At 46.3% G+C, this 22,227-nt stretch carries 31 protein-coding genes; 19 read left to right on the forward strand and 12 right to left on the reverse strand.

All coding sequences use genetic code 11. The annotated features are described in order from the left end of the window. Positions 1-39: 39 nt before the first annotated feature. From AKG35_RS05240 to AKG35_RS13195, 4 genes are all read right to left on the reverse strand, one after another. Positions 40-231, reverse strand: coding sequence for a hypothetical protein (locus AKG35_RS05240; RefSeq protein WP_041384420.1), 192 nt, complete (start codon positions 229-231; stop codon positions 40-42). 64 nt (positions 232-295) lie between these two features. Then, a complete protein-coding gene (locus AKG35_RS13505; RefSeq protein ID WP_236069676.1) occupies positions 296-826 on the reverse strand; it encodes a hypothetical protein in 531 nt (176 codons plus the stop codon). A gap of 51 nt (positions 827-877) precedes the next feature. After that, positions 878-1,042 carry a hypothetical protein gene (locus tag AKG35_RS13510; RefSeq protein ID WP_236069677.1) on the reverse strand — a complete coding sequence of 55 codons (165 nt, stop codon included), beginning with the start codon at positions 1,040-1,042 and terminating at the stop codon, positions 878-880. A gap of 140 nt (positions 1,043-1,182) precedes the next feature. Further along, entirely contained in the window at positions 1,183-1,338 is a 156-nt protein-coding gene (locus tag AKG35_RS13195; protein WP_162009614.1) for a hypothetical protein, read from the reverse strand. Positions 1,339-1,518: 180 nt separating this feature from the next. Here AKG35_RS13195 and AKG35_RS05255 point away from each other — a divergent pair, with 180 nt between their 5' ends. From AKG35_RS05255 to AKG35_RS05280, 6 genes are all read left to right on the forward strand, one after another. Then, complete coding sequence (locus AKG35_RS05255; protein WP_157859835.1) at positions 1,519-1,698, forward strand: hypothetical protein; 180 nt, start codon at positions 1,519-1,521, stop codon at positions 1,696-1,698. A gap of 193 nt (positions 1,699-1,891) precedes the next feature. Beyond that, positions 1,892-2,074 carry a hypothetical protein gene (locus AKG35_RS05260; RefSeq protein ID WP_011825786.1) on the forward strand — a complete coding sequence of 61 codons (183 nt, stop codon included), beginning with the start codon at positions 1,892-1,894 and terminating at the stop codon, positions 2,072-2,074. A 200-nt stretch (positions 2,075-2,274) separates the two neighbouring features. Further along, on the forward strand, positions 2,275-2,580 hold the full coding sequence (locus AKG35_RS05265; RefSeq protein WP_011130361.1) for a hypothetical protein: 306 nt from the start codon (positions 2,275-2,277) through the stop codon (positions 2,578-2,580). 670 nt (positions 2,581-3,250) lie between these two features. Then, positions 3,251-3,400, forward strand: coding sequence for a high light inducible protein (locus AKG35_RS12335; RefSeq protein WP_011130362.1), 150 nt, complete (start codon positions 3,251-3,253; stop codon positions 3,398-3,400). A gap of 530 nt (positions 3,401-3,930) precedes the next feature. After that, positions 3,931-4,242: a 2TM domain-containing protein gene (locus tag AKG35_RS05275; RefSeq protein ID WP_011130363.1), complete on the forward strand. Its 312-nt coding sequence runs from the start codon at positions 3,931-3,933 to the stop codon at positions 4,240-4,242. Positions 4,243-5,087: 845 nt separating this feature from the next. Next, positions 5,088-5,213 (forward strand): high light inducible protein, encoded by a 126-nt coding sequence (locus AKG35_RS05280; protein WP_011130364.1) that lies wholly within the window; start codon positions 5,088-5,090, stop codon positions 5,211-5,213. A gap of 73 nt (positions 5,214-5,286) precedes the next feature. Here the strand turns inward: AKG35_RS05280 and AKG35_RS13635 are convergent, their stop codons facing one another. After that, positions 5,287-5,418, reverse strand: coding sequence for a hypothetical protein (locus AKG35_RS13635; protein WP_268869579.1), 132 nt, complete (start codon positions 5,416-5,418; stop codon positions 5,287-5,289). 382 nt (positions 5,419-5,800) lie between these two features. Here AKG35_RS13635 and pstS point away from each other — a divergent pair, with 382 nt between their 5' ends. From pstS to AKG35_RS05305, 5 genes are all read left to right on the forward strand, one after another. Further along, positions 5,801-6,793 (forward strand): phosphate ABC transporter substrate-binding protein PstS, encoded by a 993-nt coding sequence (gene pstS, locus AKG35_RS05290; protein WP_011130365.1) that lies wholly within the window; start codon positions 5,801-5,803, stop codon positions 6,791-6,793. Next, positions 6,790-7,527, forward strand: coding sequence for a response regulator transcription factor (locus tag AKG35_RS05295; protein WP_011130366.1), 738 nt, complete (start codon positions 6,790-6,792; stop codon positions 7,525-7,527). The genes pstS and AKG35_RS05295 overlap by 4 nt, the downstream gene beginning before the upstream one ends. Before the next feature lie 155 nt (positions 7,528-7,682). Continuing rightward, positions 7,683-7,994 (forward strand): hypothetical protein, encoded by a 312-nt coding sequence (locus AKG35_RS05300; protein WP_011130367.1) that lies wholly within the window; start codon positions 7,683-7,685, stop codon positions 7,992-7,994. Between the two features lie 57 nt (positions 7,995-8,051). Further along, positions 8,052-8,201, forward strand: a complete 150-nt coding sequence (locus tag AKG35_RS13775) for a hypothetical protein (RefSeq protein ID WP_011130368.1) — start codon at positions 8,052-8,054, stop codon at positions 8,199-8,201. A 67-nt stretch (positions 8,202-8,268) separates the two neighbouring features. Next, on the forward strand, positions 8,269-8,676 hold the full coding sequence (locus AKG35_RS05305; protein WP_011130369.1) for a sensor histidine kinase: 408 nt from the start codon (positions 8,269-8,271) through the stop codon (positions 8,674-8,676). A gap of 137 nt (positions 8,677-8,813) precedes the next feature. On the opposite strand, the gene AKG35_RS05310 is transcribed toward AKG35_RS05305, so the two are convergent. The 3 genes from AKG35_RS05310 to AKG35_RS05320 form a co-directional block, all read right to left on the reverse strand. Then, positions 8,814-10,481: an iron uptake porin gene (locus AKG35_RS05310; protein WP_011130370.1), complete on the reverse strand. Its 1,668-nt coding sequence runs from the start codon at positions 10,479-10,481 to the stop codon at positions 8,814-8,816. Positions 10,482-10,964: 483 nt separating this feature from the next. Continuing rightward, the gene (gene arsJ, locus AKG35_RS05315; protein ID WP_011130371.1) at positions 10,965-12,236 is read right to left on the reverse strand and encodes an organoarsenical effux MFS transporter ArsJ; all 1,272 of its coding nucleotides are present in this window, start codon (positions 12,234-12,236) and stop codon (positions 10,965-10,967) included. Then, positions 12,237-13,274, reverse strand: a complete 1,038-nt coding sequence (locus AKG35_RS05320; RefSeq protein WP_041385057.1) for an ArsJ-associated glyceraldehyde-3-phosphate dehydrogenase — start codon at positions 13,272-13,274, stop codon at positions 12,237-12,239. Positions 13,275-13,394: 120 nt separating this feature from the next. Between AKG35_RS05320 and AKG35_RS05325 the strand changes: the two genes are divergently transcribed. The 3 genes from AKG35_RS05325 to AKG35_RS05335 all read left to right on the forward strand — a co-directional run bounded on the left by AKG35_RS05325 (position 13,395) and on the right by AKG35_RS05335 (position 16,136). Next, complete coding sequence (locus AKG35_RS05325; RefSeq protein WP_011130373.1) at positions 13,395-13,724, forward strand: ArsR/SmtB family transcription factor; 330 nt, start codon at positions 13,395-13,397, stop codon at positions 13,722-13,724. Between the two features lie 128 nt (positions 13,725-13,852). Further along, positions 13,853-14,536, forward strand: coding sequence for a hypothetical protein (locus AKG35_RS05330; protein ID WP_011130374.1), 684 nt, complete (start codon positions 13,853-13,855; stop codon positions 14,534-14,536). A gap of 130 nt (positions 14,537-14,666) precedes the next feature. After that, positions 14,667-16,136: a hypothetical protein gene (locus tag AKG35_RS05335; RefSeq protein ID WP_011130375.1), complete on the forward strand. Its 1,470-nt coding sequence runs from the start codon at positions 14,667-14,669 to the stop codon at positions 16,134-16,136. Between the two features lie 213 nt (positions 16,137-16,349). Here AKG35_RS05335 and AKG35_RS12880 read toward each other — a convergent pair whose 3' ends face one another. After that, entirely contained in the window at positions 16,350-16,529 is a 180-nt protein-coding gene (locus AKG35_RS12880) for a hypothetical protein (protein WP_052646180.1), read from the reverse strand. A 17-nt stretch (positions 16,530-16,546) separates the two neighbouring features. Between AKG35_RS12880 and AKG35_RS05345 the strand changes: the two genes are divergently transcribed. After that, positions 16,547-17,074 (forward strand): cupin domain-containing protein, encoded by a 528-nt coding sequence (locus tag AKG35_RS05345; protein ID WP_236069678.1) that lies wholly within the window; start codon positions 16,547-16,549, stop codon positions 17,072-17,074. Positions 17,075-17,332: 258 nt separating this feature from the next. Here AKG35_RS05345 and AKG35_RS05350 read toward each other — a convergent pair whose 3' ends face one another. After that, the gene (locus AKG35_RS05350; RefSeq protein ID WP_236069679.1) at positions 17,333-17,551 is read right to left on the reverse strand and encodes a gamma-thionins family protein; all 219 of its coding nucleotides are present in this window, start codon (positions 17,549-17,551) and stop codon (positions 17,333-17,335) included. A gap of 509 nt (positions 17,552-18,060) precedes the next feature. On the opposite strand from AKG35_RS05350, the gene AKG35_RS05360 reads away from it, so the two are divergent. After that, positions 18,061-18,291: a hypothetical protein gene (locus AKG35_RS05360; protein ID WP_236069680.1), complete on the forward strand. Its 231-nt coding sequence runs from the start codon at positions 18,061-18,063 to the stop codon at positions 18,289-18,291. Between the two features lie 84 nt (positions 18,292-18,375). Here the strand turns inward: AKG35_RS05360 and AKG35_RS05365 are convergent, their stop codons facing one another. Continuing rightward, a complete protein-coding gene (locus AKG35_RS05365) occupies positions 18,376-18,594 on the reverse strand; it encodes a hypothetical protein (RefSeq protein WP_041384425.1) in 219 nt (72 codons plus the stop codon). A 651-nt stretch (positions 18,595-19,245) separates the two neighbouring features. Between AKG35_RS05365 and AKG35_RS05370 the strand changes: the two genes are divergently transcribed. Continuing rightward, a complete protein-coding gene (locus AKG35_RS05370; protein WP_011130380.1) occupies positions 19,246-19,563 on the forward strand; it encodes a hypothetical protein in 318 nt (105 codons plus the stop codon). 527 nt (positions 19,564-20,090) lie between these two features. On the opposite strand, the gene AKG35_RS05375 is transcribed toward AKG35_RS05370, so the two are convergent. Beyond that, positions 20,091-20,381 (reverse strand): DUF1651 domain-containing protein, encoded by a 291-nt coding sequence (locus tag AKG35_RS05375; protein WP_011130381.1) that lies wholly within the window; start codon positions 20,379-20,381, stop codon positions 20,091-20,093. Between the two features lie 526 nt (positions 20,382-20,907). Here AKG35_RS05375 and AKG35_RS05380 point away from each other — a divergent pair. Together AKG35_RS05380 and AKG35_RS05385 are read left to right on the forward strand one after the other, a co-directional pair. Then, complete coding sequence (locus tag AKG35_RS05380; protein WP_011130382.1) at positions 20,908-21,270, forward strand: hypothetical protein; 363 nt, start codon at positions 20,908-20,910, stop codon at positions 21,268-21,270. Positions 21,271-21,570: 300 nt separating this feature from the next. Then, the gene (locus tag AKG35_RS05385) at positions 21,571-21,969 is read left to right on the forward strand and encodes a trigger factor family protein (RefSeq protein WP_011130383.1); all 399 of its coding nucleotides are present in this window, start codon (positions 21,571-21,573) and stop codon (positions 21,967-21,969) included. The last annotated feature ends 258 nt before the right edge of the window (positions 21,970-22,227 follow it).

The following is a 22,227-nucleotide window of genomic DNA, read 5'->3' on the forward strand; positions in this document are numbered from 1 at the left end:
TAAACCCTGGTCTTAAAGGGATTGGACGCCATGGATCGTTCAGACAACCTCGCAATGATTGCAGTTCAGGCCACTTAAGCAATACACCACTGCAGAAAAAAAAGACCACTCAAGCAACACACGCTGCGCGACCCACAAACCAGAACCAAGACCGATATCGCCCGTCAGCGAATGTTCTGATGCCTTAATTGATGTAAAAATCAAGTCATACCAGTAGATTTGCCAACGCATAAAAAAGACCCCTGGTTGCTTTGCATTCACAGCAAGGGTCTTGGCGTTCTCGTGTGAGGTGGGGTTAGCTCGCAGTAAGAGCTAGCTCCTTAGCCTTGTCTGACAGGGCTCCCTCAAGAGTCAACCTTGCGATCTGAATTTCAAGACGTTCAAGGGCGCTGAGGTATGCAGCCTTAGTTTTCTCGAGGTCTGCAACACGTGCAGCCTTCTGAGCGTCGTAATGAGCCTTGTACTCACCATCACTCATTGCATAGAAGGTGGGTTTTACAGAAGCGCTGGAGGAAGCGAAATAACTGTCGAGGAGCTCGCCTTTGTCCTGATAGTCAGCGATGCGGTTGTCTAAGGAGGTCATTGGAGGGAGAGAAAAATCGTTCCTTACCGGGCTGCATTTAAAGGGCCATCCAGGAGGCAGTGGGTACGGTTTCCTCGAATAAAACTCGATAGGCAGATACTTGGTGTCTGCCAACGTCACCCAGAGCACCTTGGCTTGTGTCTGGTTTAACTGCAGCTGTTGTTCCTCTGCTCTGCGGCGATGCGGTTCTAGAACCATTCTGCTCAGTTGTGCGCGTCGCTGCTGGTGTACACCTCTTGCCATGAGAGCCGATCAACTAGGCAAGGAATCTTCTTAGTCAGAGCTCATCCCAACTCAAGCAGGTTGGAGGGTTCTAAAGAGCAGGGATTCATAAACGGCTATCGCCAACAAGATCAAGACGATTCCGCTCACCAATACTTTGCCGTTCATCGATGTCTTAGAGACAGGCACTTCCCTTTCTACTTTCTGCTCAAGTGCTGTGCTAATCGAGTTTTGCAAGAACCTGCCACCCTTGCGCTGAGAATGCTGGCCTGGCCATCTCAACCCAATAACTGGGCAAGGCTTTCGCTCTGCACCAATTGAAAATGAGGCAAAGAAGGGCAGCCCAAAGGATTGCACCGTTTAGGAATCATGCGTGCTCAAGTCGGACCAAGGTCCCCATTGGCAAACCTGGCGATCCCTTCCAAGCTGACCCCGCCAACCAGCACAAATTCATAAACAGCGATCCCCACAAGGGATAGGACGATGGCCAGAACCACAACTTTGCCGTTCATCGATGCACCACTTGAAAGCATGAAGGATTGATCAAAACTCAACCTGGTTGGAGAAATCTGACGATCAAAGGTTCACATAGAGCGACACCAGCCAGTAGCAGGGCGATTGCCAGAAAAAGAGCTTTGCCACTCATCTATTGCATTGGGGCGTGTCATCCCTTTCTAATTTCACCTGAGGTGCTGTGCAGCATTGATCGATCGGTGCACTCATCAACACTGGGGTGGCGCAGCGATCCAAAACCCCTTGATGCCTTGTTTACATCGCTCCATGAGCTCCATGGCGTCTTCGATGCAATCGTCAAGCCTCCTTGCCTTGAGCAGCAACAGAGGCTGATGAGGCCATCAATCAAGCGTGCTGCACGCCTCGAGGCTTCCTTCTAGTGCAACTGATCAACGCCTCCTTTCAACTCGAAGTTCTCAACGCTCTTCTGATCAACATCGATCTACGGCCTGGCTGAAGAGGCAACAACAGAGCCACTCAACACATCTCCTGACAGGCATCCAAGCGGATCGGCAAGGGACTGACGAACCAAGCGCTAGCAACCGATGAGATATATCAAGTTTTCTTGATGGATTGCTAACTTTTCCTCGTTTCACCTACCTGAACGGACTTCGCAGCGTTGTTACTGCTTCTATCGCTGGTTCACTCTTGGCCGCTGGCGGTTTTTGGGCTGTAGAAGACCTCCTGGCAAACGGAGCAGAGGCAGGCATGATCATTCTCACCAATAGCTACACCGCAGCCACGAGATGCAACTGATCAACCGCCCCTCAGGGGGCTTTTTTGCCCTGATACGCGTAGACCAGCTTCGTCTAGACGTATAAGCCAAGTAAACCAATGATCATCGAGAAGGATCTTTAAGCCTGAGGGGCTAAGCCCAGGCGAGGCCTGGATAGAACCTGCTGTTCATCTTGAACAAACGTTAATGCTGGTTGTACTTGTATTCATCGATACTCAAGATGGAACCAGCTGTTTTGACAACGGTGGTTTTTTCGCAAGCGATCCAAACCAAACCTCTCACTTATACGTCGCCTGCGGCACGTGAACGTGAAATTTACTTCTCATCTGCAAGGAATTTGGCCAACGCTCAGTTTCAACTTGCTGATGCTGAGCTGACGCAGAGGTTATGGCAGGACGTGAGCGATCGCGATCTTGATGTGGATCGGGTGCTCAACTTGATGTATGGATGCTGGTTCCACGACGATGCGGAAGCGATGATCGATGCAGACGAGGCTTTTCTCCAGAGCGGGCGTGCGGAAACTTGAGGCCATGGTGGACGCCCTATAGAACGCCATGCCAAATCGTTGACGGTCAACCGCCCCTTCGGGGGCTTTTTTTTGCCTTATCCGCACCGGCCGTTTTCATCTCGACGGATAGGCCGGATAACCCTCGCCTACAGGCATTACCTGTGAATGCCACCAGCGCCGTTCTTCTTTTGGCAGCCGGTAGCTGAAGTCTGTTTTGACGTCATGCCATTGATTGCCCGCACGATCAACACCGATGACTGAGTAGCTCGGAGACGTACGTGTGGCGATGTCTTCGACATAGCGCAGACCAAAACGATTCCAGGAAGGCTCCTTGCCCTTCCAGCAGCTGAGCCAGCCAAAGAATTCGTGTCAGGTCGGTGTGTGCCTGAACGCTGAAGCAAAGGTCAATGGAGAGCAGCCTAGATCTGATGGCTGCGGGTAGAGCTGTGTATGGAAGCCTGTTTTTTTGAACACCCAATAAGCTTGCGATTGCGATTTAAATTCAGATGAGTCTTGTGAATTCAATCAAGAAAAACCTGACCTTTGGTAACGGTAAATACATCTTTGATGGCTCAATATCTTGAGGCCAAGACATCAACCCTTCCAGGTAGTTTCCCTGTAATTTCTAATACAGCCTTGATGAATCTCTATCTGTATCATTTGAAAGTCATCTATATGGAGCAAGTTCATGCCCATCAGTGATTTCTTAAAAGAGACCATTAATGATTGCATGACCAATAAGGCAGAATCATTGAATGGCAGGATTGCAATGGTTGGTATGTTGGCTCTTATGGTTACGTACCTTGCAACGGGAGACATTATCCCAGGTGTTTTTTAGTCTGGCGATTCTCCAATTGATGGGGAGCGATTAACTGGGAGTCATTCTTAGATTAAAACTTATATAAAACTCTAATGAATGGCCTCCCGATTTTCCTTAAATGAATCATTTTCTGATTGATATTTGAAGGTTATTGATCTCTCTTCTGTAGACCTGTAGTAACATGATTCCCTCAGTTATGCAGTAGAGGCCTCTGTTGAATTTAATCATCTAGCTTGGTCACACAATGCATGTATTTGCCTTCATGATGCTCAGACGGCTCAAGCCTTTGCGGGCAATAGTGGTTGCTGTGTCTTGATTCTTTCAAAGGCTTTTATTCTTTCTTATGATCTCATCAGCCATTTCAAATGGCAGCCTTTAGGGCGTTGATGGTGTTAGATAGCAAGCAGCATCTCCATCTGAAATTTTCAGGAGTAGTTTTTGCATGACAGGGTCAACTAAATTAAGCTTTGATTCGTTCAAAGTGAATCAATTGATGCAGACAGAAAAGCGCCTTTTGGCCTAAATAGAGTTAGACGAGAAGACTTTCCATGACTGAAATCTTAAATTTTGATCTGCGGCAGAAAGCTCTGAAACTCCTCAGCAGAAAAAGAGCTTTGAAAAATGAGCTCAAGCTTTACCTTGTTTTCAATCAATTGCTTATCTGGGTTTGGGTGTTTACTAAAATTACCTTTTTTTGGCCCATTTGGTCTATTTTGGCTGGAGGTATTTATCTTCTTTCTAAGTCACATAAACTCTCTCGTATACAGAAGCAGCTTATCCATGCAAAAGCGAGGCAGCGTATGGGTGCCTCGACTCTTCTAAAAGACGAACACATTTCGAAACTTGTTGAAGCATCGTGAATCTTGGCGCTTCATCTTCGTAATGGAGGAGATCGACAGAAACCTTGCAGAAACTATCAAGGCAGCTGAGGGCACGCCCTTTGCGGACCCGAAGAAGATGCTACCGAGACCAACAATTTCTAGATAATTCTGAGGATAAATCTTGATTCAGTCAGAAGAATATTAGATACGAAAAGATCCCATGATATTTTTTTGCATTATTAAAGACCGAAACATTGAATATGGATAATAGTAGTTTTATTGATTGGTATTCGAACTAAAAAGCTTGAATATAGATCAAGTGTATTTGAGTAGCCTTGCGATTTTATCTAGACAAACAATGCCTCAAGTATCAATATGAAATAGATGTAGGTAATAGCAAGTGTCTGCAATGATGCTCATGATGAAAGGTTGATGTATGAAAAGGATTTCAATTCATGCTTGCCGCGAGTTTGTCTTATCTTGAATCAGTTGGCAATTTATAAAGTCGACCGTCTTAAACTAAGCCAATTGGTTTAATAGAGCTTTTATTCCTACATTTACTAGAAAGCAGCTAAGACCTGCTTCATTATTCTTGGCTTGTCTTGCTGCTTCATGGCTGCGTTTGGGCAAGTCAATTGATTGACGACCACTTCCTCACTAAAAAGGTAATATCACAATAAATTTTAGTTGCCATAGAAGTCAATGCAAGGATATTTTCAATTGGCCAATAGAACCTATCTTTTGTAGTTATAAGCACAGGTTTGTTGATTGTAAGTCTTCAAACCATGGCATAGTCAACTTTTGCGGCTGTATTGTGAGGTTTTATACAGCATTCTTTTATAGTTTTTCTTATCTTTATCAAGTCACATATTTTGAGCAAGACCATGACGATCGCTGATTTCATGAGCAACAAGGCAGAGACTTGGAACGGAAGAGTCGCAATGCTTGGCTTTTTAGTGGCCATCGGTACATATGTAGTAACAGGAGAAATTATTCCCGGTATTTTTTAGTGAACTTATAGGGAGCTTTCTTGAGCTATTTTTATATTCAAGTGGCTCCCTATTATTTAAACCAAAAGGCTCTTCATCTATTGCATTGGGGCGTGTCATCCCTTTCTACTTTCACCTCAAGTGCTGTGCAGCATTGATCGAACCCTGCACTCATCACCACTGGGGTGGCGCAGCGCTCCAAAACCCCTTGATGCCTTGTGTGCATCGCTCCATGAGCTCCATGGCGTCTTAGATGCAATCGTCAAGCCTCCTTGGCGTGAGCAGCAACAGAGGCTGATGAGGCCAGCAATCAAGCGTGCTGCAGCCTCGTCGCATCCTTCTACTGCAACTAATCAACGCCTACTTTCAACTCTCAGTTCTCAACGCTCTTCTGATCAACATCGATCTACGGCCTGGCTGAAGAGGTAACAACAGAGCAACTCAACACATCTCCTGGTAGGCATCCGAGCGGATCGGCAAGGTACTGACGAACAAAGGGCTAGCAACCGATTAGATATATCAAGATTTCTTGATGGATCGCTAACTTTTCCTCGTTTCACCTCCGCGCTGCTCTAGTTATGGAACGCCTAACAGCGCTAAAGCTCATGATGACCATTCTCAAGAAGGGCTTTCTGCTTTCTTCACTGGTCGCTCTCGGTGTTGGCATCACGGCTTGCAGCACCTCAGGCACCTCAGGGTCATCCGGCCGTCTCAGTGGAGCTGGTGCCACTTTCCCTGCAAAGATCTATACCCGTTGGTTCTCTGAGCTGGCCAAGGCTGGGGGGCCGCAGGTCAACTATCAAGCTGTTGGCTCTGGATCTGGTCGTAAAGCCTTCATTGATCAGACCGTGAGCTTCGCGGCATCGGATGATCCGATGAAGCAAGAAGATATTGACAAGGTTCAGCGTGGCTTGGTGCAAATCCCCATGGTGGGAGGCACCATCGCCTTTGGCTACAACCGAGACTGCGATCTGAAGTTGACCCAACAGCAAGCGGTTGAAGTTGCTCTTGGCAGCATCACTGATTGGAATCAACTCAATTGCCCTGCAGGCAAGATCACCTGGGTGCATCGCTCTGATGGCTCTGGCACCACCAAGGCATTTACAAATTCCATGCAGGCCTTTTCTCAACAATGGACCCTGGGAACCGGGAAATCAGTGGAATGGCCAACAGGGGTGGGCGCTAAAGGGAATTCAGGTGTTGCTGGTGTGATTACAAATACACCTGGCGCGATCGGTTACGTGAATCAGTCATTCATCAAAGGAAAGGTCAAAGCTGCTGCACTTGAAAATCTCTCTGGCGAGTTCCTCAAGCCAACTGTGAATACAGGAGCTGCTGCCCTCAATGGCATCCAGTTAGACGCCAATCTCGCCGGTACCAATCCAAATCCCACAGCCAAAGGGGCTTATCCGATTGCCACTCTCACCTGGTTGTTGGCATACAAAACTGGTAATGGCAGCAACCTTGACGCACTCAAAACAACCTTTGACTACATGTTGAGTGATGAGGCTCAGGCGCAAGCTGATGGTTTGGGCTTTGTCCCCCTTCAGGGTGAAATTCGCTCCAAGGCTCGAGCAGCAGTTGAAAAGGTCGGCAAATGACTGTTGCACCTCCAAAGGTCATACCTCCTCAGTCATTGAAGGTTTTCCGATTGCTTGTTGTTGAAGACGATGACGCGATTCGAGAAACTATTGGCGAGGCTTTGTGTGCTGAGGGTTTTGAAACTATATTGTGTGGAGATGGATTCGAAGCTGTTTCGATCCTTACAAGTCAACCGAGACATAAATTTGATCTAATTATTTTAGATGTGATGCTCCCTGGCATTGGTGGTCTAGATATTTGTCGAAGATTGAGAGAATTTGATCCTAAAACACGCATATTCATGATCAGTGCTCGAGATAATGAAATCGATCGTGTTTTGGGGCTTGAGGTTGGAGCTGATGATTACCTAGTTAAACCATTTAGCGTTAGAGAACTTGTTGCACGTTGTCGAGCACAATTACGTCGTTATCAGGAACGATCTGACGATTCAAATGCAAAAATGATTGAATATGGGAATTTATGTTTATACATTGAAGAATGTAGAGTCACCAAGGATGGAAAAGATCTAAGCCTTGCTCCAAAGGAGTATAAAATATTAAAGTTATTACTAGAACACCCAAGACAGGTCCTGAGCCGAGATCAGATTCTTGAGCGAATATGGGGTGATGATTATTTTGGCGATACCAAAACTGTAGACGTACACATTCGGTGGATAAGAGAAAAGATTGAGCAGGACCCTTCATCCCCTCAGTGCATCCATACTGTGAGAGGATTTGGTTATCGCTTTGGGTAATATTGATCTTGTATTTTTCTCTGATTTATCTTAGGATTCTCAATTGGTATCGCCACAAGGCAAAACTTGCCAAGGAAATTACTTAAAGAAAAATACATCTGCAGATCAATAGATTTGATAGTATAAAAAGGATTATCCTCAATACTCCTCAGTTATTGGCCTGGATTGACGTTGCCAGTCAAGGGTGGTTAATGCTAACTCCCACATTTGATATTGCTTATATCAGTATCAAGGCAGAACGTCTATTGCAGATTACTGGAAAAAAGTTTGCCCAAGGCCATTCATTATCTCATATAATCAAATCTACTTTATTAAATGATGCGATTCGAGAGGCTCGACAACAACAGCTTCCTGAAAGAGTTGAATTTGATGTTAACAACATACCTGTGGAGGCCTATGTTCATACAGATATAGAAGAATGCCTTTTAATTTGGCTTTCAAATCGCCGATCAATGGAGACGCAATAACAACAACAAGAACGTTGGCTGAGTGATGTAGTACATGAGCTTAAAACTCCTCTAACAGTGTTGATTTTGGTTAGTGATTGTCTAGAGCAGAGAATCCCGGGCAAAGAATCAGTGTTGGTAAATCGTATGCAAAGAGAACTACAAAGTCTTCAAAAAATGCTTGAAGATCTTTTGAGCTATGAAGGCTTAAGAATATACAGCAAATAGGTATTCAAGTTACATTGCCAATTCTGTAGAAGATCTCCTGGAAATTTACAGGAATACCATTCGCCCTATGGCGGAAATACGTAGTATAAGCCTGCTAACATATATTGACGAACCTGGCCTCATACTTGGTGATAAGCAACGACTACAAACAGCATTGATTAATTTGCATGATAACGCTCTGCTTTGCTCACCTAAGAATGGCTCTATTGAAGTAGATATCCTTCCAAAGGGGCTTTGGTGGCTTATCAAGATCCGTGATCATGGCCCTGGTCTTAGTGAGATTGTCTTAAGCAATATGTTTCAGCGTTTTTATCGAGGAGATATCTCAAGAAAACGAACAAGCCGAAGTGGCAGTGGTCTTGGATTAGCCATTGTCGAGCAAATTATTATCAGTCATGGCCGAAGCATCAAAGCAGAAAATCACCCTGAAGGAGGAACTAGTATCGAACTTTTACTACCTAAAGGCAAATACTAAGAAATAATCGAAAAATAAAAAAAATACTCGTAGCCAAGATGCATTGAGAATATGCTATTTGAAAATAAAAAAATGCCCTCCGTTTAAGGAGGGCATTGAATTTAATCCGTGAGAGTTTGGCTTTTTAAGCCTATTAGTTAGAACTTAAACGTAGTTTGAACAACTCCTCCAAAAATATTGAACTTGTTATCGTACTGATCTCCGGTATCTTGCCCCATTGGACGACTCAGATAAAACACCGCTGGTGTGATTGAGATGTTGTCAGTAACTTGGAATTTATACCAAAGTTCGAAGGCATAATTACCATCATAAGTGGTTTCATCACCCGTAAGACTGGTAACAAACTGCGGTTGACCTCCTGCAAGCCCTAGGTAATTACCTTCCATAAAGACATCGCTCCATTGCAATCCAACCATCCAGCTTTGGAATTGATCTGGTACCTGGTCCTCAAGATCATCCTCTAGGTCGTTGTCGGCAAGATCGTAGAAATCACCACTCAGACTAGAAAGACCCCAACCTGCGCTGACTGACGGGATCCAACCTGAATCCTCAGGTTGCCAGTATGCATTAACGGCAAAATTGTTGGAATATGCTCCGGAGCGTTGATCAAAGACCTCGTCTCCATCAGAATCAAAGCCAACGACCTGTTGGCAATTTTGATGCCATTTGTTATCAGCAACTAAGTCGGTTCCACGGCGAAATTTAACACCGCATTGACCGTAACGATAGCCCAAAGCAACACCCCATCTTTTACTGCTATATGCCAATTGACCTGTAATATTTCCTTCGGCATTGTCTGTCATAAAGCCACCTGTTGATGGGTTGCCATCATTAGCCTCACCAGCGTCAGAAACATAGCTAACTGAAGCACTAAATGCTGGATCACCTTTGCTAGTTTTTTGCTTCCATATTGCAGCAAAAGCACCTCCTGTTTCTTTGTTATAGACTCCAGGTGTGCCCATTGTTCCACCAAAGTAATCGAGTACTTTGCTCTTTCCATAGGCCGTAGGCTTAATACCGAGCATTTCAGTATTTCGTGCCAATGGTCCAGCGATAAATGTAAATTCATCGCCAACAGGGAACCTATAATAGAGGCGATCGATCGTTACGATATCACCAGTCGCAGAAGCAGTATCTAGAGCTGTTAGTGATCCCTTAAGACCTTCACCTTCCCAAGCAGTTGAGCCCATATTTCCCGAGCGAAGACGGGTATAAAGAAGATCTTTACCCGTAAAGCTTGTATTAAGACCAAGGCGCAGATCATATGTGAAAGTAAACGCTCCAACTTCTTCGTTGTACGGATCTGAAAGGGACTCATCACCTCCAGCATTGACTGCACCAAGAACGAAGATTGACTTGCCTTTTAGCTTGGTGGTGGTTGAGAACTGAGTGGCTTCGAGTTCACCAACGCGCGCTTCTAGGCCATCAACACGGCCCTTGAGGATGGCGAGCTCCTGCTCGAATTCGTTGAGCAGACGACGCAGTTCGTCGGTGACTTCAGTGATGCGATCGAGGCATGCATTCAACAGAGCAGCCGCTTCAAAGCGGGTCATTGCTCTGTTGCCCAAGTAGCTACCGCTTGGATAGCCAGCTACACAGCCGTAGCGCTCAATCAGGTTGCTCAGCGCCTGATAAGCCCAGTCGGTTGGGTAAACATCTTGGAATTGGGAGATGCTGGTGACCTGCTCGCTGGAGGCCGAATAATCGGACACACCTTTGATGGCTAGGTCTGCGGCATTAGAAGCCATTGGCGCCATCAGGCCCAAGGCAGCAGGTGCCACCAGCAATTGCTGGAAGAGTTTCATTTGGTTCCTCACACAGAGCTTGAGAGACGGGCGAAAATTCCCGCTAACAAGTTAGAAATTTGACGAAAGCATTTGACTAAGAAGACATTAAGACTTGGACTGCGAAAGATTAAGACCTAAGCAGCAGCTTGATTTGAATATGAAATGCGTTATAGACTTCAACAGAAGATTGACCAATCAAGATCACTTACTATTTCTTAAAAACAACTTATTGCTCTCTTAACCTTTTGGCAAAAAATCAACGGATCTCTTGTCTAATTGCAAATACATTGGGTACAACAAGTGTAACTGTGTCGAATATGATTAGCTTATTAAAAGATGAAGGATAGTTGTTAGTAAGCCCTGAAAGGCTATTTATCATAAGATCAACAAAAGAGAGTGATTTTATAAAATTAGAATTTAAGGATAAGCGCCGGAGGACGTTCCAGAGCCTGAAAATTTTTTAAACTAATTTACTTTGCTCTCTATCGTATAATCTTCTTGTTAGATATTGTTTATTAGCGCTCGTTTAGAATGTTTTGGCTCTGGCAACCTTAAGCTGCTTAGCCATGAGAGCAACACCAATAAAGATGAGCACCATAAACATAACTGCATTCCTTGCATTGTCGTCTTACCGATCATGAATACAGAGCCTGATAAAACTGTACCCATTAATCTACCTGCGGCATTAGCCATATAATAAAATCCTACATTTAGGCTTACATTCTCACTATCTGTATAAGCCAAAATCATGTATGAGTGTATAGACGAGTTCATCGCAAAAACTACACCAAAAGAAACCAGGCCTAATGTTATAGCTATTGCAGAATCAGTTTCTCGCCATAAAGCAATCGCAATCAGTGCTGGAATCGCTGTCAAAGCAGCACTCCAAAACTGAACAGAAGAGACCCCGGGAGTTTTTTTGCTGGTCCACAGTTTTCGGATACCTGGTGCGGATGCCTGAACAATTCCGTAGCCAATCACCCATAACCCCAAGAAGCCTCCGATTTCCCAAAACTTCCAGTTCAATGATTCTTCTAGAAAAACAGGTAATGCAACTACAAACCATACATCTCTTGCGCCAAACAGGAATAGGCGAGCTGCTGACAAAATATTAATACCTTGCGATTTAGAGAAGACACTCATGATTCCCAGCTTCTTTTTGATGATTCCCATATCGTCTGGAAGCTTTAGCGTGACTAAAAAACTTATTGACAAGCCTATCGCCATTATTTCTACTGACTTATTAAAACCTACACTCGTTAAAAGTAATCCACCTAGAAAAAAACCTACTCCCTTTAAAGCATTCTTTGATCCCGTAAGAATAGCCACCCACTTGAACAGCCTCCTGCCCTCGCGATCGGCATCTCCTTTTCTCTCTGCAACTATGGTTTTTATGGCACCTTTAGCCGTCATTTTATTAAGATCTTTTGCTATGCCACTAATTGCTTGTGCGAACATCACATACACTACACTTCCTATTTTAGACCAACTTGCTGAGACAGGAATCAACATCAGCAAGGCCAAGATCTGCAACAAGGTTCCAACCCAAAGAGTTAGACGTAGGCCATAACGTGCCCCTATCCAACCGCCACACAGGTTGGTAATAATACCGAAGAACTCATAAAATAAAAAAAGAAATGCGATTTCAAGTGTCGTATAACCAAGCTCATGGAAGTGAAAAACCACAAGCATACGTAATGCACCATCAGTGAGCGTAAAGGCCCAGTAGTTTGTGGTTACAACACCATATTGATTGAGAGGCGAAAGCATCATTTAAAAGGTATTACTAGTATTTTCAAGATTAGAAATATAACACGTAAGATCTGCCATTCGACTGCTATATCCCCATTCATTGTCGTACCATGCGTAAACCTTTAGCTGAGAGCCGTTAACAACCATCGTTGACAATCCATCGACAATTGAGCTTCGAGAATCGTTAACGTAATCAATAGAGACAAGTGGCTTGTCTTCATAGCCAAGGATTCCCTTTAGCTGATGTTCTGCTGCATGCCTAAACGCTTCATTGGCATCCTTCACCGTAATTGAGCGCTTTAGCTCAAAAACTGCATCGGTCAATGAAGCATTGAGCAAAGGTACTCTTACAGCATGTCCATTGAGTTTTCCCTCTAGATCTGGAAAGATCATTGCGATTGCTTTGGCAGAGCCAGTCGTTGTTGGGATCAAACTTTGTAGACAACTCCTAGCCCTACGTAAATCCGTTTGGAAACTATCAATCGGAACTTGTGTATTAGTAGTATCATGAAGAGTTGTTATGCAGCCATGTGAAATGCCAAAGTTTTCATGCACAACCTTTACCAACGGAGCCAAACAGTTTGTCGTACATGATGCTGCTGTCACTAAATGATCAATCTTTGGGTCATAAAGATGATGATTAATCCCATAAACGATATTCAACACTTCTTTGCCAGCTAGTTTTCCTTTAACTGGGCAAGCAACAATCACACGTTTTAAAGCATGTTGATCGAAGTAAACGCTGAGAGTTTCTGGTGATTTAAATTTACCGCTGCATTCCAAAACGATGTCAATGCCAGCGTCATTCCAAGGCACAGCGCCAGGAGTGCTTCCTTGGGAGTAACTGATGGTTTGTTGATTCACCAACAGTTGGTTCTCGCTGCCTCCAACAAGCTGATCCCAGCGTCCGTGTACAGAATCGAACTTAAGCAGGTGTGCTGCAGTGGCTGCATCCCCAGACGGGTCGTTCAAATGGCAGATCTCGATCCCTGGTCTCCCCCAGAGAGCCCTGAAGACCAGCCGCCCGATACGCCCAAAACCGTTGATACCAATACGCATTGGCCCTTGCTTGGCCATAAGGATCAATCAAAATATCTTGATGTATCAACCATAGTCGATGCAAGCGCTCTTTTCCCTTTCTTATATTGTCCTTAAAGTAAAAAACGTCTTACATTAATCATGGGCACAACGATTGCCCCGCCACATTTGCTTGATTCAAGTCGTGCCAGAACTCTAATGAAAGCACTTGCAGATCCTATTCGTCTGCAAGTGATCGAGGAGCTTGCCTGTGGTGAACGTTGTGTGTGTGATCTCATTAATGAGTTAAGTCTTGGCCAATCACGCCTTTCCTTTCATCTCAAGGTCTTAAAAGATGCTGGTTTGATTGTTGATCGGCAGAGTGGTCGTTGGGTTTATTACCGCTTAGAGCCAAAAGCCCTTGGTATCTTGCAGGATTGGCTTTCATCTTTAGCCGAGCAATGCCAGAAACCAACGATTAACTGCGAATAATGATGTTGTTGGTAGTCATGAACCTGATCAGCAGACCAAAGCAAAAGCCCCAGCCGCTTGAGGATGCAGCCGCAACACTGTTGAATTGACAAGAACAATCAAACAGCTTGCGGTGCAACAGGATCCCAATGGCCGATAAGTCAGCGAAATGGATCACAGCCCTGCGCGACAGGATCAGACGACAATGTGGCGATGGCTGGATGGTTCGCGGCGTTGGTGACGGTCTTCTACAGAGGGTTCAACTGACTGTGCGCTTCGACGATGGCACCCGCACCAGCATCATCCTCGGTCCAAAGGCCAAGACCGATCCTGATTTCGTTCCATGGGTCGCAACAAGCGCTGATTGGATCTTGAAAATTTCAACTGAGATCTCTGAGTTAATGAAAGATCAGGGCAAAGGATTGACTGATGCCTACGAGTTGGTGAAACAAAGAAACGAGTCTGGAGCTGATGGTGAATTCGATTGGAAACGACTACTAAAAAAATTCAAATCACATAAAACAAGTAAAAGCAAAAATGGAGCTCGGGTTTGGAACCGTAACTACCGCACTCCCCTTGCCCGTACAGTCGTTATTCTCACAAGTCAGCCTGAACCCAGCTCCGGCTACACGCTCTTGAAAGCATTGATCGAACGTCATGGAGGAGAGCCCGGCTCCACAAGCAGAAGACTTCGCATTCAGTACGCAGCAGAATTCCTTCGCTTCGCGTTTAAACATGGCGCCAACAGGCGTTGGCTACCACCGGAAGATCTCAAGACGTTGATCGGCGAAAAAAATGTCGATTTCACTCAGAACAACGTCAACACTGTGTAGGGGTGTAGGAAACCAAGCCGCTTCGCCACATTCCAGCTGACAGACAACCCGCTAGTCCACCTTCAGGTCTCGCCTTGATCAGCGCCTGCTTGAAGCTCTACCAGGCCCGTACTACCGCAAACAAAAGTTGATGCCCACGCAAAGCTTGCCTCCGATCGCTGGCTACGAAGCCGAAATTCTTGCCCTCGTTCAACAAGCTAATCCCGCTGTGCTCACGCATAGCAATCTCAATCTGGAGCAGTTTCAGTCAGCCTTTGCCTGTGCTCTCCACATGCATCAGCCCACGATTCCGGCAGGTGCGAATGGAGAACTGATCTCGCATCTGCAATACATGCTGGAGCACAGCGAAGAAGGCGATAACCACAACGCCGAACCCTTTGCCCATTGCTACAAGCGCCTCGCAGACATCATTCCCCAACTGATTGAAGAGGGATGCAACCCTCGCATCATGCTGGATTACTCAGGCAACTTGCTCTGGGGTGTTGAGCAAATGGGCCGTGTCGACATTCTCGAGGCGCTTAAACGTCTGGCATGCGATCCCACGCTTCAACCCCATGTGGAATGGCTCGGCACCTTTTGGAGCCATGCCGTTGCACCCTCCACTCCTATTCCAGATCTGAAGCTACAAATCCTGGCCTGGCAGCATCAATTCGCTGCCATGTTTGGGCGGCAAGCATTGCAACGAGTGAAGGGTTTCTCGCCACCGGAAATGCACCTTCCCAACCATCCAGACACCCTCTATGAATTGGTGAAAGCCCTCAGAGATTGCGGATACCGTTGGCTGCTTGTTCAAGAAAACAGCGTTGAAAACTTCGATGGCTCATGCCTTCGCCATGCACAGAAATACGGCCCCAATCAACTTGTGGCTCGTAACTCCAGAGGGGAAACAGTCAGCATTGTGGCGTTGATCAAAACCCAGGGCTCAGACACCAAATTGGTAGGACAGATGCAGCCCTATCACGAAGCATTAGGCCTGGGCAGACAATCACTGGCAGGCAAATCGATTCCATCATTGGTCTCTCAAATTGCCGACGGAGAAAATGGAGGCGTGATGATGAATGAGTTTCCAGCCGCCTTTATCCAAGCCCATCAAACCGTTGCTTCCCAGGTTGATCCTCTAAGCACAGTTGCGCTCAACGGCACTGAGTATCTGGAGTTGCTGGAGGCCGCCGGTGTGGAAGCCTCTGATTGCCCGAAGATACAGGCGATACAGCAACACAAGCTGTGGCATAACACTGACAGCCCCATCAACCCCGAATCAATCGAAGCGGCCATCAGCGACCTCAAAGAAACAGACCCCTCCTTCTCGATGGACGGCGCATCCTGGACCAACAATCTCAGCTGGATCAAGGGCTATGAAAATGTGCTGGAACCGATCTACAGCCTCAGCGCCAAGTTTCACCAGCTGTTTGATCCCTTGGTGGCAAAGGATGCAACGATCACGCACACCCCCCACTATCAAGAAGCTCTGCTCTACCTGCTACTGCTAGAAACCAGTTGCTTCCGCTATTGGGGCCAAGGCACCTGGACCAACTACGCCAATGAGATCCACCGGCGCGGAGAAGCCATGATCAACTCAGCAAACCAAGCACTTAGATAGGTGTTCGTCTAAACAACAAGGCAAAAGCAAAGCCTTCAACTTTGCAGTCAATCCCAAAGCGATCGCAAACATCAATAATCGGCATCGTTCCTAGAGGATTACAAAGTCCTGAACTCCTATTTAGGGGGGACAGGGAGGTACATCCCACAAATGCCAAACAAACGCCTGTAGACTCTTGCCAACCGTTGGCCCCGTTCCGGGGCGCAGTCAGACTTAAGCCAGGCAACGGGGGCTTAAGCACTGCAGGAGCGTTCGATGAACATCCTCTCCATGATTCAGCGCAAAGCGCAAAAGCAAGCTGCCCTGTCTCATTCCCAGTTCCTGATGGCGAAAAGCTATCGAGGAATTGACTACACCTCCGCTCATCAGTCCCCAGCGAAACTCGCTGTCCACACACACCAATCGAGGGGTTGACTACACCATATAAATCACTTAAATCTCCTACAAATCACACCACCTCAGCGGTTTTCCTCAAGGAAACCGCTTTTTTATTTTCTATGCGAGCTCTCATCGTCTCAACCATTTGCCTCACTGGTTTATTGGCCGTCAGTTGCAGCAACAGGAAAGATCAAGCCAGTGCACCGATCAAATCTGATGTCTTGGTGTCTTCAACAGAATCATGGGATGGGGAGCGGGTCAGCTATCCGCAAGGCAAAGCTGAGATGACATTGATAAGAGCTGTTTTTCCGCCTGGCGCCAAAACCCCAATCCACACTCACCCTCAACCTGGTGTCGTGTATGTCGAGAAAGGTTGGATCAAGTGCACACTCACAGAGTCTGGTAAGGCAAGGGAGTTCAGACGAGGAGAAGCCTTTGTTGCCTCTACCGGAGACACCCAACACGCCTGTGAAAACATTGGCAATGAAGATGCCGTTGTGTTTGTTGCCTGGGCAGGGGTAGAAGGAGTGCCGCTCAAGCAACCTGTCAAAACTGAGTGAAGTCAGAACTGTTGGCAGTGTTGCGGCCAGCCCCTCTTGCACATCGCGCCTGCGCAGGTTTTTATATAGGCAATAAAAGAGCCCCCCAGCTAACGAGGGGGCGGATTTGTGAAAAACCGACTGATCCCCATCACCCGGCCACGCAAAGAGAATAGTGGCTGTCAAGGGTGAAAGTGATGGTCTTCACACTATATTTAGGTTTGAATGCATTTATATTGACTTTCTGACACCACCTGTAGCGGAAGCTTGTTTTTTTGATCATTTTTGCCTAAAAGTTGATTTCCCCATCACCCAGACCCGTCGCTCTCCTGCGAGGGTCTTTTTTATTGCTTGCCATAGAGCAGCCGCTGCCGCTTGTACCAAAAATCTTTTCCCTGTTGGCGTGAACAGAGGTTGGAGATGATTGTCGATTGGATCGACAACAAGATCTTGAACAAACCAATGTTCTTCTCGCCCACAACGCTGAGCACAGCTCAAGAACTCAACAACTCTGCTCTTGAGTATGAATATCAAGTCGGTGTGTCCTCCAAGTCTGCTGAGTGATTCACTAACGATCAAGCATCACCAACAAGGCCCCAACCATCTTGCGCCAGTTCAGCCTGGCTTGCGTCAAGCAAGACAACAGTCTCAAAAAAAGAGCCTGCTGCTGGTTCATTGAATCGCGAGTTTCAATCGGTCAGAACAAAAGCCCCTCGCTTGTAGCACGGAAAAGAGATGGACATCCAATTGGTGCAGGAGGCTGTCTGATTGATGAAAGAAGCAATTGACAATCACCTGGATGATCAGGCGAGTGATTAAACTCTGTTGTATTAACGATGACAGCAAGACCGCCTGAGAGCGCTTGAAACCACTTCGATAATCGATGCTTTGGGCTTAGATAAGTAGCAATAAAGCCTCGGCTATCCGTACCAACGCAGGTCCCAAAGCCCCCACATTGGCGTTGTTTTTTTGTCATTGTCATGGAACGTTTTTGGCAGGCACATTCAATGCCTCAATCAAAGCTCACCCTCTCCTTCATCCTCTTCACATCACTCTGGATTGTTTGGTCCACTTGGGATGCAGTGCAGCCTGTTCTAAGTAGTGGTCAACTGGCTGCGCTATTCCCTTTACTGCCAGTAAGCGCACTTTTATTAGGCCTCTCGTTCTTCGACAACGAAGATGATGATGATCACAACGGCGGGACGCTTCAACCCATCTATGCCAAGGCTAGAGCTTAATCAGGTGGATTTTTACACGATCACACTCGGCGTTTTTATCGCGCTGTTTTGCCTCGCTGTATACAGGATTGCTGATCAGCCTGCCTAAGCAGCACGGATACAGGTGGCGACACAATTCCATTCTGGTTCAGTGGTGTCATCCCAATTCTCTGGTTCGGCACTTAAGTACACCGTCTTCAAGAGGTTCACTGACTCATCAACGGTTGTTGCTTGAGGATCTCTTGCACGAGCCAATGCTGCCTTTTGCTCTTCAGTGAGTGTTACTGGAGAGTAGTTATCAAGGAGTTTGAGTGTTGCTGGCATGTCGAAGAATTTTTGTTGGCTCTTAATAGCAACAAAAAAGCCTCTCAGCTAGGGGTCTTAATCTCAATTCAATGTGAACTCGCTCACACATCAAAGCCTGAACACCGGCTAGAGCGATGATCAAGTGCAGTTGGGTGAGCAGAAGGAGTGCTATCAAGCAGGAGCACTCAATCAAATCTCATCGGGGAGAGTGTCGCTGCTGCGAACTTGGCGTGCTTAGGCTCAAGCAAAACTTGCTGCATCGCCGCATTCGCGGCTATTGAACAACTAACCCCAGAGCAGATACATGAATCAACAAGGATTCTATGCAGTTACTAAATCACGCCAACACGTATCTGTGGTATTAGAATTATACTACAAGCTAGCGTCCTTGAAACTCCCGCCCTATGGGCCAAAGCATGAATTTCAGCCGTCTAGGCGATGCGACTCGCCAGCGAAGCCAAATCCAAGCAAGAAGTACAAATAAGCCATCGCTCTAAACATTGGCCCTAAGCATGCAGCGGCCAACGCGAGCGCCCTTGCCAAAACAAAAGATCTGGCATCGATTGACATTCCTCCCTGCCTCTTATCTCTTCCTTGAGTGATGGATCGGTCCCAAAGCTGTCGCCAGGAGCAGGCCGCCCACCCACATGTCGGCAATACAGGTGTACTATGCTTGCTCACGTTGCCGATAAAAACACCATGGCTGCAAGCACGCCAATCCCCAACAACCCCAGCACGGGGAAAGCCTGGACACGCAATGAACTGCTTACAGAGCTGGAGGTAGAGCGCAAAAGAAACTCAGAACGAACCAGTGGAATTGTCTCCTGGTCTGAGCAAGTTTCAAATGTGCAAGCTCGTTGGCGCATCCATCTCAAAGAGTGGACAATCCTCACCCACCAAGTCTACGAACTGGGCCGCGAATGCCGCGTCTTTACAGAGACCCGCCTGCTCGCGAACACGAGTACCTCTCTAAGGCGGTCGAATTGATAGCAACTAGCAAAGACAAAAGAATGCCGATGGATCAGGAAGGATTAATGATGTTACCGATATCATTTTTTTCTGCGGATCATCGAGACCATTGATCATGAGCAAGACAACTCGAACCATGTCCTACTAAATCCACCGAGAAGGTTCCAGAGAGCTGATGGGCCAGTCAAGGCTCATTGCCCACGGAAGATGAACATGGTTTTGCCGCTACGAATGGCACTACCCCTCAGCCCTTCAACAAGGCCTGGTTGTCGCTGGATTGAAAGCGTCGTTTCCAAGAGACTTGAAGATCAATTCGCTTGTTGATGCAAACCAAGAGCCCTAGTCAAAACCAGGGCTTTTCCTTCGTCATCTCCAGAGTCCCTAGGCCTCGATCCCATACTCAATTGCGATTTGATGCAGCTCATCGAGCGTCAATTCGGAAAAATAACTCCGCAAGCAAAGCAAGGATTCAAAGCTTTCTAAGGTGCCAGCACCCTCTTTAAGCAGCAATAGTCGAGCCAATCTCATGGCTAGTTCATTCTGGGTCATGCGGCTAGCTCTTCTGTGAACCGAGGGTCTGGGTCTTCCCCGCATGGAGTCGTCAGTTTTTGCCATCCATCAAGAAGCATCTGACCACATAGTTCAAGGGCTTGATCCAAAGGAAGTCTCAGGCGCTGTTTCATCTGCGATGGAGTTCCATCCATTTGTGCACTCCATTGATCAACAAAAACAAAGGGGTTTCTGATCCAACTGTTGGCATCGCGGTGGAAGCGATAGCAGAAATGACCATCAGGGCTGATGAGCCAGCCATTGAGCTGCACTGAAGGGCTTTCCATGAAAACAACGAAAGTACACCTGTACTAGCCCCGTTCCTGTGGCCTGTCAATAGTGGCGATGGGCGGCACGCTGCTCTTGTTAGCTACGCCCCTACATGCCCTTAATCAGAGTGTCCTCCGGACGATCGCGACGACCCGAAAACCGATTTCAAAATCGCGATGTGAGATTTATTTTTGCCTTGACCAGGCATCAAAAACACTCCTTCGCAGAGCTTCCCAACTTCACGCAACTCATCTGGCCTAGTTCGCAAAGGTAAAGCCCATCCACTAGAAAATTTTGATCAACCCCATAGCCATCATTGAGCCCTCCAACGACTTGGCAGGGCAAGTTACCAGAAGCTATAGACAGCGGTGAAGAATGCAGAAAATTTTTTTCGCCGCAACAGAATGAGAACCCACGAAGTAAAGCCTCACTTTCCGCGGGGGCTTTACTTATTGCGATGATTTAAAAATCAATACCTTGAGAGCACGTATTTGCCATACTATCAATCAGTTGAACCCTATTAGTTGAATCAGGACAGAGTTAATGATGACATTCCTTAGTTTGATGATGAGTTTTCTAATCAGTATTTCACCAGTAGTCCCAAGTGCATTAGCTCCAGAATCAACCTCTTTTACATGTGATGGAAGTCTTGTCGAAGCAACAATCTACAACAATGAGAATGGAACATACAACAGAGTAAAAGCATATGAAGAGCTTGATGCTGGAGCTTTTATCGTGATCAACCTAGTGAATTCAAAACTAATGCTACCAAGAACCTTCAACGTTGGCGAAACCAGTTTTACTGATGGCAAATGGTGGTGGAACTATGAAGATCATCAACATCCAACCTTCCGGGGTCTTACACCCCTCGGTGAAATTCAAGAATTTAGTTGTGAAGCTCTATAAGCTAACTTTGGCTTAGGAATGGCTACCACCTTCTCTCGCGAATTAGGATTTAGTTAGTAACAAACAAGTGGATGGTTCCTAAGCTTTGCTGAATATGATTCATGCAATTTGACAAAGAATCACCTCCAGTAAGCAAGGCATACACAGAACAGCGCTTAAGAAAAATCAGCGAAAGCAAACTAGTGTGAGTGATAGGAGATCACACATCCTTTTAATGAGCCTGTGTCAACCTGGTGCCATTGCTGTAGGGGTTAGTGGGTCTGCTGCTGTTGCGTTGTCACTGTTTAAGGAGTCTTACCAATGACGAAGGCGGGGTTGAAAGTCAAAATCAATGCGTTGCCAGACAACCACATCTCGATAGAGCTAGAGGTTCCAGCAGCTCGCTGCAAATCAAGTTATGACGCAGCCTTATCGCGCCTGGGTAGCGCGATAAGGCTGCCAGGTTTCCGTCCAGGAAAGATTCCTAAGCAAGTGATCATTCAGCAGATCGGTATCGCACGTATCAAAGCAGCGGCACTAGAGAAGCTGATCGATATGACATGGAAGGAAGCCATCGTTCAAGAATCAATCGAACCAATTTCTGAGGCGCAGCTCAAAGAAGAACTTCAAACTCTTGTGGATCGCTTCAGTCCTGATAGAAGTGTGACATTTACTCTTGAAGCAGAGGTGGCTGCAGCAAACAAACAGGAAGAAGAGTGAAAAGCCAACCGGTTAGAACTTGAAAAGAGTAAAGAGACAAAGACGATCAGAGCATGATTAATAACTGTTGGCAGTCTTATGGGGGGACTAAGGTATAGATTCCAATTCAACGCAAGATGTTGGTCAGCTAGCTAAAAATTAAGGGTGCTTGACTCATGAATCCAATTCAACTGCTTGAGATCACAATCATCAGATTCATTTGCCAGATTAGCTCCGCCGTGAAGTTGTTATGACTAATCTCTTCTGCAGTTGGCTTGA

Source organism: Prochlorococcus marinus str. MIT 9313, assembly GCF_000011485.1.
Classification (GTDB): domain Bacteria; phylum Cyanobacteriota; class Cyanobacteriia; order PCC-6307; family Cyanobiaceae; genus Prochlorococcus; species Prochlorococcus marinus_D.